Here is an 11,969-nt window from a genome sequence, read left to right on the forward strand (position 1 = left end):
TCTGACCCGAGGCGGATATGCACTTCGGATCATAGGAATGGAACGATTGCTTTCTTATCGCTGGATGCATCGGCAAGAAAGCGCACAGCGGTGTAGTCGTTGTTAAGGCGCGTTCTGGCTCAGGAGTAAGAATGATGGGTTACAGGATATTCCTCGCGGGTGCGTCAGGGGCCATCGGTAGGCGCCTGACGCCGCTCCTGCGCAGCGCTGGCCACTATGTCTATGGTAGCACCAGATCAAAAGCGAATGTCGATACGCTGCGGTCGCTCGGGGCGGATCCGATCGTGGTCGACGTCTTCGACGCGTCAGCGCTATCACGCGTTGTTGCATCGGCGCGCCCGGATATCGTGATCCATCAGCTCACCGACCTCCCGAAGGATCTTAACCCGCTTGAAATGGGAGCAGCAATCGTTCGTACCGCCCGCATCCGTAGCGAAGGAACGCGCAACCTCGTCACGGCAGCAATCGCGGCTGGTGCCCGTCGGTTGGTGGCACAAAGCATCGCGTGGGCCTACGCGCCGGGGATCGAGCCGCACGCGGAGACGGATGCGCTCGATGCTGGGGCCGAGGGAGAGAGCGGTATCAACCTGCAAGGGGTGATTGCGCTGGAGGATCTCACTTTGAAATCGCCGCCGCTCGAGGGCGTCGTCCTTCGCTATGGCCAGCTTTATGGTCCCGGAACCGTTTCGGACCGGCCGTCGAATTCTGCGCCGGTTCATGTGGATGCGGCGGCCTATGCTGCTCTGCTCGCCATCGACCACGGCGATCCGGGTATCTATAACATCGCGCAATCCGACAGATACGTGGCAACCGAAAAAGCACGCGCGCAACTGAGTTGGACTCCCGACTTTCGTCTTCCGGCTTGACGATTTCGAGCGCGGTTCAGCTTACCAATCGGTGTTGTTTAAGTGCTCTGTCGCTTTCCAGCGTATCCACTTAAGGCATTTGTCCCTAGCCGACCTCACCAGTTTGGTCATTGAGGACCGCTTATGGCCCTTCTGGGACATGCGGGGCCGACCGAACGTCCGGTTTGCGCCAAGAGCGGCCTTCCCTTGACCTGAGGCGCGGGCTCAACAAGCTCCGGCCGATCTACATACGGAGATGCGTTATAATTCACCGGCGCGATTCATTTCGGAAACAGCTTGTCCCGAATGTATCGTGAGGTTGGGGTCAGCTTGAGCCCGCGCGGTTTTCGCCAGGCCGCCCTGTCGATCTCCCTCTTGTCGCCAATCTTCAATGGACCTGAAACCTTCTTAGTCAGGAATATCGCGTCGCTCATCTTTCGGCCGGTGAGGCGATTCTTGCCATTGACTTCCTTCCACAGCCTCAGGTCACCAAGCCTGAGCTTCGGTAGCTCTTCGGTAATCTCGCGACGGAGACACTTTCTCTCACTCTCACCGGCTCGCCTGCGACCGCCCGGAAACATCCAACGCTTGTCGCGTCGACGTCTGACCAGGAGTACCCTGCCCCTCCTCGCGACCACAAGTTTTGATGACTTCGCCATTCTCTATTCCGCCAGTTCGATCGCAACATCTTGGTGATCGGACGCATCGGTCGCTTCGTTGACGTCGATGCTGCGAACCTGACTGATCAGATCTTCGGTCACGAAAATGAAGTCGCGACAATCGGGCCCATCGGCCCATTGCGCGCGGTCGTAGATACCGCAAGTCGGCGCGCGCGCGGCCGGGATGACCGGCAGTCCATGCATCGCGATAGTTCAGCCCGTGCCGTCCGGACCGATCGATCAAGGCATGCTGGGGATCAGCGACGTCGAAATTGAAGTCGCCGCACATCAGGCTCGACGCAGCGACGGTCTGGTTTCCATACGGCTCATCGTCGATCAAGTTCGGCCGTGGAGATCCACGGCATTCCAAGTCGATGTGAGCGATCGTTATGTACTGGAACCGAACGCGCATTTCGCAGCAACACTCCTAAGACCCTATTCCGCCTTCCCCTCCTCGCGGAGCCAGTTCAGAAAGCTGACCAGCAACGGCGGCTTGTGGATGTCGCGCGGTGTCAGCGCCACGTAACTCTGCCGTGCAACTTCGATGCCTGCGAACGGCGCGACAAGATGTCCCTGCGCGAGGTCATTGGCTAAGACCGAAACTGGCCCTATCGCCAGCCCGAAACCGTCCAGCGCCGCCTGGAGGGTGACGAAGAAATGATCGAACGCCTGCCGCCGTGGCGGAAATTCGCCCGCATAGCCGGCGACCTGCAGCCAATCTTCCCAATCCCCTGGCCGGCTATCGGTCAACAGAATTGTGTGCTGGGGAATCTCCGACAGTTTTCGCAGCGGTCTTCGCTTGAGCAACAACGGGCTCGCAAGCAGGGTATTCCGCTCGTCCATGAATTCGACGGAGTCGTATTGATCCCCGGGCTCCGGGCCCCGGCCGATCACAAGATCGAAGTGCCCGGTGATGCCGCGGTCGGTCGTCATCGATGTCGACACGCAGACTTCCGCCCGCGGCCGTCTGGCATAAAACTTCGGTAGCCTCGGGATGAGCCAGCGCATGGCAAACGTCGCCGGTGCGCGGACCTGCAGCACGCTGCTCGATAGCGAAGATCCGTAGCGCCTCGCGGCATCCGCGATCTGGTCCAGCGCACCGCCGATTTCGCGCGCAAACGCCCGGCCATGCGGCGTCGGCTCCATCCGTTGCCCGGCGCGCCGGAACAGCTGACGGCCGAGCCACGCCTCCAGTAACTGGATCTGCTTGCTAACGGCGCCATGGGTCACGCCCAGTTCGGCAGCCGCGGCCGTGAAGCTGCCGGCGCGCGCCGCCACCTCGAAAGCACGCAATGCGGACAGCGGCGGGAGGCGACGGGGCATGTGTGAATTTAACTCACTCAGGATCCGGCCACAAGCACCGCCGCCGCAATCCGAAGCGGCGCCTTCGAGAGTGAGTTTTCCTCACACAAGCGGTCGTTTTATTCGATTGAACGCCGGCGGTGTCCCGCCAATGATCAGCCGCCCATCGCCAGCACAAGGTTGATCATGAAAGAGAACGCTGCCGTTCCGAACGACCACACCGACCGTCTCGATCATGCAGGTGAAATCGCGGCCCTGAATGACCTTCTCGACAGGGCGGAGCTTTTCATCGGCAGCATTAGGATCGCGGTCCCAGACGGTAACGGTCGCCGTGACAAAGGCCTGCCCAATCTGATCCGAGCCAAGTTCCTGCAAAGCTGCATCGGCATCTATCGCCTTGTTGTGGGCATCGGTATCGAGCAGCGTCGACGCCTCGTTCGTCATCACCTCCTTGAGGATGGCGCCGATGGACTTTCGCTTGGCAAACCACTGCCGTCGAATCTTGGTCAGCAGCTTGGTGGCGTCGGTCTTGTCGAGCATGATTGCGCGCGTCGACCAACGATACGAGAATGCGAGGCGATTCAGGTCGTCCAAGATCCCCGGGGTCGTCGCGCCCGGGAAACCGACAATCGTCAAGACCCGAAGATTAGCTGAACCCAGCACCGGCTCTAGCCCGCCAGCCAACGGCTGGTCGGACAACAGCGCATCTATGTACATGGGAATTTCGGGCACGCGAACCCGATGACGCTTGGTCGAGATCGTCGAGTGTAAGTAGGTCAGCGTGTCCTGATCATCGAGCCAGCCGCATTCCGGCATGAACCCTTCGGCGAGTTGCAGCACGCGATTGGTTTGATCGATGAACCCGCGCAGCACCTCTCGGGCATCTGCTCCAACCGTGCGGTCGCGCCCCTCGTAAAGCAGTTGCTCTGCCCTGGCGGCTCCTTCCTCTGGAGGCAGATAGAGGAACGTCAGGAAGTAGCTGGACTCATAATGAGCACCCGCCTCCTCGAATTGAGCCCTGCGTTCCGCGTCAACCAGCGCAGACGCGACATCCGGAAAGGAGTTAGGTGGATAGGTCCCCGCAAAATGACGCTGTGCCTCGACGAACACGGCCCAGCCTGATCCCAGGCGACGCAGGGCGTTATTCAGGCGACCGGCGACGCCGACAAGTTCGGCCGGTACCGCGCTGTCGAGGTCAGGCCCCCGGAACTTTGCTGTCCGTTGAAACGAGCCATCCTTGTTCAGGATAATTCCTTCGTCGACAAGGGCTGCCCAGGGCAGGAAGTCGGCGAGACGCGCGTCGGAATGGCGGTATTCGGCAAGGTTCATCATGTTATCGAGCTCAGGTGTTGAGATGGCCGGGAATGCGCAGATGTCGCCGCACCACATCGACAAAGGCGGGATCGCGCTTGGCGGCCCAGACGGCGGCCATGTGGCCGATGAACCAGAGGACAAGACCCGCGATCCAGAGCCGAAGTCCCAGCCCCAGGGCAGCCGCAAGCGTGCCGTTGACAATTGCGACCGACCGCGGCGCGCCGCCCATCAGGATCGGCTCGGTGAGCGCGCGGTGAACGGGCACGGCAAAACCTGCGACCGGCTCATCCATCAGATCACCACACCGCCGCCGAAGGAGAAGAACGACAGGAAGAAGCTCGAGGCGGCGAACGCGATCGACAGACCGAACACGATCTGGATCAGCCTTCGGAAACCACCCGACGAGTCCCCGAACGCGAGCGTGAGCCCGGTCACGACGATAATGATGACCGCGATGATCTTGGCGACCGGCCCCTCGACCGATTGCAGGATCTGATTGAGTGGCTGCTCCCACGGCATATTCGAGCCAGCCGCCCATGCCGGCGCCGCCAAAAGAATGGTGCCGAAGGCAGCCAGTGATGCCGCACCTCGAAGAAAGCGAAATTGCTGACGCATGTCAGTCTCCTGCTGATGAAAGGCTGTAGTCGCCGGCGGCACCAAGCCCCGCGACGACGGCGAGCTCAGCGAGGCGGCGGTCAGCGCCGCGGCCCGCAAGGACAGCGACGATGTTGATGGTCTCAGCGATTAGGGCACGCGGAACGGTGATGACGGCTTCCTGGATGAGTTGCTCGAGCCGCCGCAGCGCACCGAGCGCGCTACCCGCATGAATAGTGCCGATGCCGCCGGGATGACCTGTGCCCCAAGCCTTGAGAAGATCAAGCGCCTCGGCACCTCGGACTTCGCCAATCGGGATGCGATCAGGTCGTAGGCGCAGGGAGGACCGAACGAGGTCCGATAGCGTGGCAACGCCGTCTTTGGTCCGGAGCGCCACAAGATTGGGCGCTTTGCACTGAAGTTCGCGCGTATCTTCGATCAGCACTACGCGATCAGAGGTCTTTGCCACCTCGGCCAGGAGCGCATTAGTCAATGTGGTCTTGCCAGTCGATGTCCCACCGGCGACCAGGATGTTCTTCCGTACCGCGACCGCGCTCGTCAGGATCTTGGCCTGCTCCGAGGTCATGATCTCCTTGGCGACGTAGTCGTCGAGCGTAAACACTGCGACCGCTGGCTTGCGGATGGCAAAGGCCGGGGCGGCAACGACCGGAGGCAACAGGCCCTCGAAACGCTCACCAGTTCCAGGCAGTTCTGCCGAAACCCGCGGCGAGCCGGCATGCACCTCGGCACCGACGTGATGCGCAACCAGGCGAACAATGCGCTCGCCATCCGCAGCCGACAGAGTTTCGCCTGTGTCGATCAGACCATTCGACAACCGGTCGATCCACAGCCGACCATCTGGGTTGAGCATCACCTCGATGATCGCTTCATCTTCGAGGTAGCCGGCAATCGCCGAGCCAAGCGCGCTGCGCAGCATTCGCGCACCGCGCGAACTCGCTTCCGATTGAATAGAATAGATTGTCACCGCGGTCCCCACCGAATGAGAACGTCCAAAGAGCGCCCTCAGATGGGATGATTAGAAAAGACACCAAACGATCAAAGGCAACGAGTGCTTTCGGCGATCGTAGATCAGCGTAGAAAAGGAAAGGCTACGAACTGCTATTTGATGCCTTCTCGGCCATATCTGTTCGTTGCAGGCGCGGTTCACCATTCCGCATCGTCATCGGTTTGCTCGCAGAAGATGCCTGCTTCGACGGCATCGAAAGCTGCGATCGGCATGATGGAAGGAGAAGAAGCTATCCGCAAAGTGGCGGATTGGAGCCAGGGTAGCGCGAACCAGACCAACGCCGCGATCTGAACTGCGACGTTGAGACCGAACGCGACTTGATAGGCCACAATAGATCTATGACCATCCCCTGCGGGCCACTGCTCCAGGACCACACCCGTCGCGTATTGGACCAGAAATGCAGAACCGAAATGCAGAACGTTTAAGGCGCCGTTGGCACGACCGGCAAGCTGTGGCGGATAATAGTCAGCGATCACAGCGAAGCTGACCACGGTTGCCGTTCCGACAATCGCCACAACTGACCACGGCAAAATGGACGGCAAAGGCACGCGCAGGATCAAGGCGATCTGCGCCACGATGAACAGAAGTGCCACCGTCGCCAGTATTGTCTCCGCCCCGCCTCCTCTTCGTCTGATGCAATGAAGCGTCGTTCCGAACAACCAGGCACCGCCGCTGAGTACGAGCGACATCATGAATAACTGTCTGACGAGACTAGCCCGGTTAAACCCCTCCACGTCCATCAGCCACGGCGATGCCCACAATCCTTGCAAAGACCAGGACGATCCAACGCAGGTCGCCGACAACGGCGCAATACGCCAGAAACGCCTATCGCCAAAAACGGAGCCAAGGGTGGTGGGAATTGATGATGTCGACGGAACGATGACTCGCTCAGGAACCACGATATAGATGAGCATGGCTGTCGCACCGGTCGCGGCCGCCAGGATTTCGAAGAGTTGTCGCCAGTCCATCCAGGTGAGTAAGTGTTCGACGGGAGCCGTGGCGGTCACTGCCCCCAGTGACCCTAGCATGATCATGTAGCCGTTCAGCAAGGCTACTCGTTCCCTAGGAAACCAGAGAACGATCGACTTCAGTCCAGCCATCAGCGCCGCAGCGACTCCGAGCCCGATCATTGCACGCGCGATCAATAGGGACAGGAAGCCGGTTGACACCGCGAATAGTCCGGCGCCCCCGGCTGCGACCAAGAGCAGAACGGTCTGGACGCGACGCGGACCAAAGCGATCCAACAATATGCCGATGGGGATTTGAGCTGCCGCGAAAACGAGGAAATAGACTGACGTAAGCAACCCGAGGTCGGCAGCCCCTAGCCCGGTATCCGAGCTGAGATGACTGGCGATCAAAGCGTTGATCGTTCGAAAAAGATATGAAAGATAATACCCCGCAGCAAAAGGGAGAAAAACGCGCACAATTCGACGCCATGCTGTTGAAGATTGCATGCTGGCCCTTTTTACTCGCTCCGCTCGTTCGAGCCGATAGCGCGTCCAGCTTTTCGTCAGTTCGGCTAAATTACTGCGGTCGTAGGTTGGCGTAGGAAAGGAAGGTCAGGCGCGATAGCGTGGCCAGGAGCTCAGTCACCTTCGCCGACCGGCTCCTGACGGACGACATCTTCCGGAATTTCTCGCAAAAAGCTCTGCCCCTTCTGCAACCGGCGGCCCAGTGCTTCGACAAATCCTTCAAATCGTTCCCTGCCCTTTATCTGCGCGGCAGCTTGCGCGTCGTTGGGCAACGGTGGTGTGATCGTCAGCCAGAAGCGGATGAAGAGGGCCAAGGTTTCAACCGTCAAGCCAACGTCACGCTCCAGCCTCTGCATCTGGCGCGACAATCGATCCAGGCGACGGGTAAACGCTGCCTCCCGCCTGTCCGCGTCGTCCGGTGACAGAAATGAAGCGACGGCCGCTTCCACGATCGCAGAGCGGGAAAGTTTTTTGCGATCGGCGAGCTCCGAGATCTGTTTCAGGAGCTCTGGTGGGAAGTAGACGTTCATCCGGTCGCGCATATTGGCTCAGAGCTCCATACCGTCATTCGGGTCCAGGGCGACTTGACGAGCGACACCGCGCATCTGTTGGCGTATGAGCCGGGACTGGCGGACCGCATCCTCGTCATCGTCAAGAACGGCGGCAAATTCCTCTGCCGGCGTCGGCTCGGACGTTTCCTTGACGATCGCGACGTGGTCGGGAAGTTCGGGCTCGCGACGAAGACCACTGTTCGCCGTGTCTTCCTCTGCTTGCGCAGTCTTGTCGGTTGGGTCGATCGCCGGCTTGAGTGTTTCAGGCGTCGACCAGCCGTCCGTTCGCGACGATCGACCGGACAGCGCCGGATCGGGCGGCGGCAGCACCCGCTCGGTGAATCGCCGATCCTCGTAGTAGCGGACCTTCTTCGCCCGAATCGGCGGTGTGCCCGCCACCATGACGATCTCGTCCATCGCCGCAAGCTCCATGACTTCGCCCGGGGTCAGCAGCGGCCTTGCCGTCTCCTGGCGCGAGACCATCAGGTGTCCCAGCCAGGGGTTCAACCTGTGACCGGCATAGTTCTTCATCGCCCGCATCTCCGTCGCCGTACCCAGCGCATCGGATACCCGCTTGGCGGTCCGCTCGTCATTGGTCGCGAAGCTGACTCGGACATGGCAGTTGTCGAGGATGGCGTTGTTGGGCCCATAGGCCTTCTCAATCTGATTGAGCGACTGCGCGATCAAAAAGCTCTTGATGCCGTACCCCGCCATGAAGGCGAGCGCGGACTCGAAGAAATCCAACCGGCCAAGTGCTGGGAACTCGTCAAGCATCATCAGGATTCGATGCCGGCGATCGCGGGCATGCAAGTCCTCGGTCAGGCGCCGGCCGATCTGGTTCAGGACCAGGCGGATCAACGGCTTGGTTCGTGAGATATCGGAGGGCGGCACGACGAGATAGAGCGTCGTAGGGGAGCTATCCGCGATCAGATCGGCGATCCGCCAATCGCAGCGACGGGTCACCTGGGCCACCACGGGATCGCGGTAAAGCCCGAGGAACGACATCGCGGTGGACAAGACGCCAGAACGTTCGTTATCGGACTTGTTGAGGAGTTCGCGCGCTGTCGACGCGACCACAGGATGGGCGCCCTGCTCGCCAAGGTGTGGCGTGGTCATCATAGCCTTCAGCGTGGTTTCGATCGGCTGCTTTGGATTGGAGAGGAAGGCGGCGACGCCGGCCAAGGTCTTGTCTGCCTCGGCATAGAGGACATGGAGGATGGCGCCGACCAGGAGGGAATGACTAGTCTTCTCCCAATGGTTCCGCTTATCGAGCGAGCCCTCGGGGTCAACCAGGACGTCGGCGACGTTCTGAACGTCGCGAACCTCCCACTCCCCGCGCCGGACCTCGAGAAGCGGATTGTAGGCTGAGGACTTCGAGTTGGTGGGGTCGAACAGCAGGACGCGGCCATGCCGCGAGCGGAAGCCAGCGGTCAGTTGCCAATTCTCGCCCTTGATGTCGTGAACGATGGCCGAGCCGGGCCAAGCTGGCAGCGAGGGGACGACAAGACCGACGCCCTTTCCCGACCGGGTGGGTGCAAAACACAAGACGTGCTCCGGTCGGTCATGACGGAGGTAGTCGCGGTCAAGCTTGCCGAGCACCACACCATCCGGACCGAGAAGTCCGGCTGTCCGAACTTCGTCTAAGCCGGCCCACCGCGCCGAACCATAGGTCTCGACGTTCTTGGCCTCGCGCGCCCGCCACACCGACATGCCAATCGCCGCGGCGATCGAAACGAAGGTCCCCGACGCTGCGATGAAGGCCCCCTCGACAAAGACCTGTGGCGCATAGGCGTCGTAGACGAACCACCACCAGAAGAAGACTGGCGGGTAATAGATCTTGAAGCCCGACAGCTCGAACCAGGGTCGTCCAAGCTCCGGCTGGTAGGCTAGCCGCCAGGCCGTCCACTCGGTTGCTCCCCAGATGGCCAGAAGAACAATCAGGCCGACAACGATCACCTGTCCCCAGAGGATTTTGGTTCCGGACATCCCGAACGTCCTTCCACGACTGAATTGGCGAGCTAGCTAGAGACCCAGGTCACGCTTGCGACCAAAACCCCATTCGATGCCACCGCCATCCTTCACAACGCCGGTGACGTGTTGGCCGAGCCTCTTTTCGAGTTCGCGCGACCAGGGCACGAGTTGGAACCCAAGACCGTTGTCGATCATCGCAAAGCGCCCGGAGGCGAGCGTCAGCCGCTGGCGATACGTGCCCGCTACGTGCTCCCCAGAGGCGGCGTTCACATGAGGCAACCGGGTGTCGGCCGAAACCTTTGCGGCCACCTCGTCCAGTTCGCGTCGGCGCAACGTGTTCAGGAGATCGCGTTGCAAGATGATGCGTTGGCCCTGCCGCCGCGCCAGGCCCTCCTGGATCAGACGTTCGGTCCGGGCTTCCATGGCTGCGCGGGTCTCGCGGCCGAATCCGGCCATGGCGAGCGGCATGGGGTCGCGTTCGACCAACCGGTGGTCGAGCCAGGTGGCCCCTCGTGCGGTGATCTGGCCACCAAGATCGAGATCAGAACGGGTTGCGAGCACCATGGTCGGCTGCGGATCGCCAGCTTGACCGAAGCGTCGGACTTCGACGATGCCGCCGATCGGCGGGGCGTGGTCGAAAGCCTCGAGCCCTCGGAAACGGACATGGTGCGCGCGCCCGTCTGTTCCGTCGATCAGGGCGTAGGCCTCGCCAGTCAGTTCGTCATGCAGTCCCCGGTCGACCAGCCGGCCGATAATCTCGGAGCTCGGCTGTCCACCTTCGATGACGAAGTCGGCCACGCCGCGCGCTTCCCCACGGTCGGTGAAGGCGCGATGCATGGTCTTGATGATGTCGCCGCGCATGCCGAGATCGCGCAAGCTATGCTCGGCCTCGAGCCCCACCATCCATTCCCCCGGTCGGGCGGATGCAGCAAGGCCCATCTTCTCCAGGTGTTGAAGGCGGCCGACCATCAGGCGCCGGATTTCGGGATCGGACTGGCCGGGATTCTCCGGGCGAAGATCGATAGTGCCGGTCTCGTCAGCCGCCAGCCGAATCTCCCGATCGAGCCGCGTCCATCGTTCCGCCGTGGCTTCCCTCTCCAGCGAATTGCGGATCTCGTGCTCCGGCTTTGGACCCAGCTCGATGGCGACCAGTTCCTCGGCGCGTGAGCGCAGACCCCGGCTGATATAGTCGCGGGAGATCACGAGATCCGCGCCTTCCTCGTCGACTCCCCGAACGAGAAGATGGACGTGGGGGTTATCCGTGTTCCAGTGATCGACGGCCACCCAATCGAGCCGGGTACCTAGATCAGCCTCCATCTGCTTGGCGAGGTCGCGGGTGAAGGCCTTGAGATCGGTCATGTCGCCGGCGTCCTCGGGCGAGACGATGAACCGGAAATGATGACGGTCGTCCTTGCACCGTTCTGCGAAAGCCGTTCCGTCAGCACGGTCGCTGCCGGCATCGAACATCTCGGCCCGCTCACCACTCCGGGTCACGCCGTCGCGCTTCAGATATGCGAGGTGGGCGGTCAGCGGTGCTGAACGGAAGGCTCGCCCTTTGTGACGAACCACGCGCGCCTTCGCCACAACGCGCCGCGTCGGGCTGAACAGTCTGGCGCGGCTAAAGGCGAGGCGCCCGCGGCCAAACGTGGAGCGCCCATAGGCCGCAGAACGCCTGCCGGCCACGGCCTGACCCGAGGTATGTCCGGCTTTCTTCGCCGCCCGCAGCACTTGGTTGATGAAGCTCTTTTGCTTTGGCGCACGGGTGCTGCGGATACGCCCAGGCCGAACGCGCAGATCGCTGTCGCGCACGCTCACGGAAGGACCTCCCCGGCATCAAAAGCACCCACGGTGCCGAATTCGCCTTTGATTGTATTCGTTAAAATGCACGGCGCGGCACGCGCCCCGACCGACCGGCACGCCAGAACCCAAGCCATGCCAATGGCTTGCGGTTCGACCGGCGAGCCCCTTTTATCTCGCCCTCTTAATCGGTCGTTGCTTGCGCTTGATCTCACCCATTCTCGCTTCCTTTCTCTCTTGCGACAAGGCCCTCTGCGCCACGCCTGGACGCGATGCGCCACCACAGCCGCGAGTCCCGGTGCGCCGTGCACTCTTCCGCGCTCATCGACGGCGTAACGTCGCTGCAGCAGGGCAGCGGGGATGCCGTCGCGGCGCAATTTTCCATCGGCATGACGGAGCCACATCACAGGCAGTCCGGCGTGGTCCAGCTTGCACGT

At 61.4% G+C, this 11,969-nt stretch carries 11 protein-coding genes and 1 pseudogene; 1 reads left to right on the top strand and 11 read right to left on the bottom strand.

Annotated elements, in window-relative coordinates; all coding sequences use genetic code 11:
• The first annotated feature begins 131 nt into the window (after positions 1-131).
• A complete protein-coding gene (locus AC5ZFO_RS19075; protein WP_496122379.1) occupies positions 132-866 on the top strand; it encodes an NAD-dependent epimerase/dehydratase family protein in 735 nt (244 codons plus the stop codon).
• Positions 867-1,126: 260 nt separating this feature from the next.
• Here the strand turns inward: AC5ZFO_RS19075 and AC5ZFO_RS19080 are convergent, their stop codons facing one another.
• The 11 genes and pseudogenes from AC5ZFO_RS19080 to AC5ZFO_RS19130 all read right to left on the bottom strand — a co-directional run bounded on the left by AC5ZFO_RS19080 (position 1,127) and on the right by AC5ZFO_RS19130 (position 11,550).
• Positions 1,127-1,504, bottom strand: a complete 378-nt coding sequence (locus AC5ZFO_RS19080; protein WP_496122380.1) for an NUDIX hydrolase — start codon at positions 1,502-1,504, stop codon at positions 1,127-1,129.
• A 3-nt stretch (positions 1,505-1,507) separates the two neighbouring features.
• On the bottom strand, positions 1,508-1,708 hold the full coding sequence (locus AC5ZFO_RS19085; protein ID WP_496122381.1) for a hypothetical protein: 201 nt from the start codon (positions 1,706-1,708) through the stop codon (positions 1,508-1,510).
• A 231-nt stretch (positions 1,709-1,939) separates the two neighbouring features.
• Positions 1,940-2,827, bottom strand: a complete 888-nt coding sequence (locus tag AC5ZFO_RS19090; RefSeq protein WP_496122382.1) for a LysR substrate-binding domain-containing protein — start codon at positions 2,825-2,827, stop codon at positions 1,940-1,942.
• Positions 2,828-3,019: 192 nt separating this feature from the next.
• A pseudogene (locus tag AC5ZFO_RS19095) lies at positions 3,020-4,138 on the bottom strand (conjugal transfer protein TrbE); the annotation flags it as partial.
• Between the two features lie 10 nt (positions 4,139-4,148).
• Positions 4,149-4,412, bottom strand: coding sequence for a VirB3 family type IV secretion system protein (locus AC5ZFO_RS19100; RefSeq protein WP_496122383.1), 264 nt, complete (start codon positions 4,410-4,412; stop codon positions 4,149-4,151).
• On the bottom strand, positions 4,412-4,735 hold the full coding sequence (locus AC5ZFO_RS19105; RefSeq protein ID WP_496122384.1) for a TrbC/VirB2 family type IV secretion system protein: 324 nt from the start codon (positions 4,733-4,735) through the stop codon (positions 4,412-4,414). The genes AC5ZFO_RS19100 and AC5ZFO_RS19105 overlap by 1 nt, the downstream gene beginning before the upstream one ends.
• A 1-nt stretch (position 4,736) precedes the next feature.
• Positions 4,737-5,651, bottom strand: a complete 915-nt coding sequence (gene trbB / locus AC5ZFO_RS19110) for a P-type conjugative transfer ATPase TrbB (RefSeq protein WP_496122393.1) — start codon at positions 5,649-5,651, stop codon at positions 4,737-4,739.
• Between the two features lie 227 nt (positions 5,652-5,878).
• Positions 5,879-7,195, bottom strand: a complete 1,317-nt coding sequence (locus tag AC5ZFO_RS19115; protein ID WP_496122385.1) for an MFS transporter — start codon at positions 7,193-7,195, stop codon at positions 5,879-5,881.
• Between the two features lie 131 nt (positions 7,196-7,326).
• Positions 7,327-7,755, bottom strand: coding sequence for a ribbon-helix-helix domain-containing protein (locus AC5ZFO_RS19120; RefSeq protein WP_496122386.1), 429 nt, complete (start codon positions 7,753-7,755; stop codon positions 7,327-7,329).
• A 6-nt stretch (positions 7,756-7,761) separates the two neighbouring features.
• On the bottom strand, positions 7,762-9,750 hold the full coding sequence (locus AC5ZFO_RS19125; RefSeq protein ID WP_496122387.1) for a conjugal transfer protein TraG: 1,989 nt from the start codon (positions 9,748-9,750) through the stop codon (positions 7,762-7,764).
• A gap of 36 nt (positions 9,751-9,786) precedes the next feature.
• Positions 9,787-11,550: a relaxase/mobilization nuclease domain-containing protein gene (locus tag AC5ZFO_RS19130; protein ID WP_496122388.1), complete on the bottom strand. Its 1,764-nt coding sequence runs from the start codon at positions 11,548-11,550 to the stop codon at positions 9,787-9,789.
• Positions 11,551-11,969 lie beyond the last annotated feature (419 nt).

The organism is Bradyrhizobium sp. Unk1, assembly GCF_059512345.1.

Bases quoted from the DNA above. Each gene is read 5' to 3' on its own strand.
- AC5ZFO_RS19090 (WP_496122382.1), bottom strand. From the start codon at position 2,827: ATGCCCCGTCGCCTCCCGCCGCTGTCCGCATTGCGTGCTTTCGAGGTG.
- trbB (WP_496122393.1), bottom strand. From the start codon at position 5,651: ATGCTGCGCAGCGCGCTTGGCTCGGCGATTGCCGGCTACCTCGAAGAT.
- AC5ZFO_RS19075 (WP_496122379.1), top strand. From the start codon at position 132: ATGATGGGTTACAGGATATTCCTCGCGGGTGCGTCAGGGGCCATCGGT.
- AC5ZFO_RS19105 (WP_496122384.1), bottom strand. From the start codon at position 4,735: ATGCGTCAGCAATTTCGCTTTCTTCGAGGTGCGGCATCACTGGCTGCC.
- AC5ZFO_RS19120 (WP_496122386.1), bottom strand. From the start codon at position 7,755: ATGCGCGACCGGATGAACGTCTACTTCCCACCAGAGCTCCTGAAACAG.
- AC5ZFO_RS19125 (WP_496122387.1), bottom strand. From the start codon at position 9,750: ATGTCCGGAACCAAAATCCTCTGGGGACAGGTGATCGTTGTCGGCCTG.
- AC5ZFO_RS19100 (WP_496122383.1), bottom strand. From the start codon at position 4,412: ATGGATGAGCCGGTCGCAGGTTTTGCCGTGCCCGTTCACCGCGCGCTC.
- AC5ZFO_RS19080 (WP_496122380.1), bottom strand. From the start codon at position 1,504: ATGGCGAAGTCATCAAAACTTGTGGTCGCGAGGAGGGGCAGGGTACTC.
- AC5ZFO_RS19115 (WP_496122385.1), bottom strand. From the start codon at position 7,195: ATGCAATCTTCAACAGCATGGCGTCGAATTGTGCGCGTTTTTCTCCCT.
- AC5ZFO_RS19085 (WP_496122381.1), bottom strand. From the start codon at position 1,708: ATGCATGGACTGCCGGTCATCCCGGCCGCGCGCGCGCCGACTTGCGGT.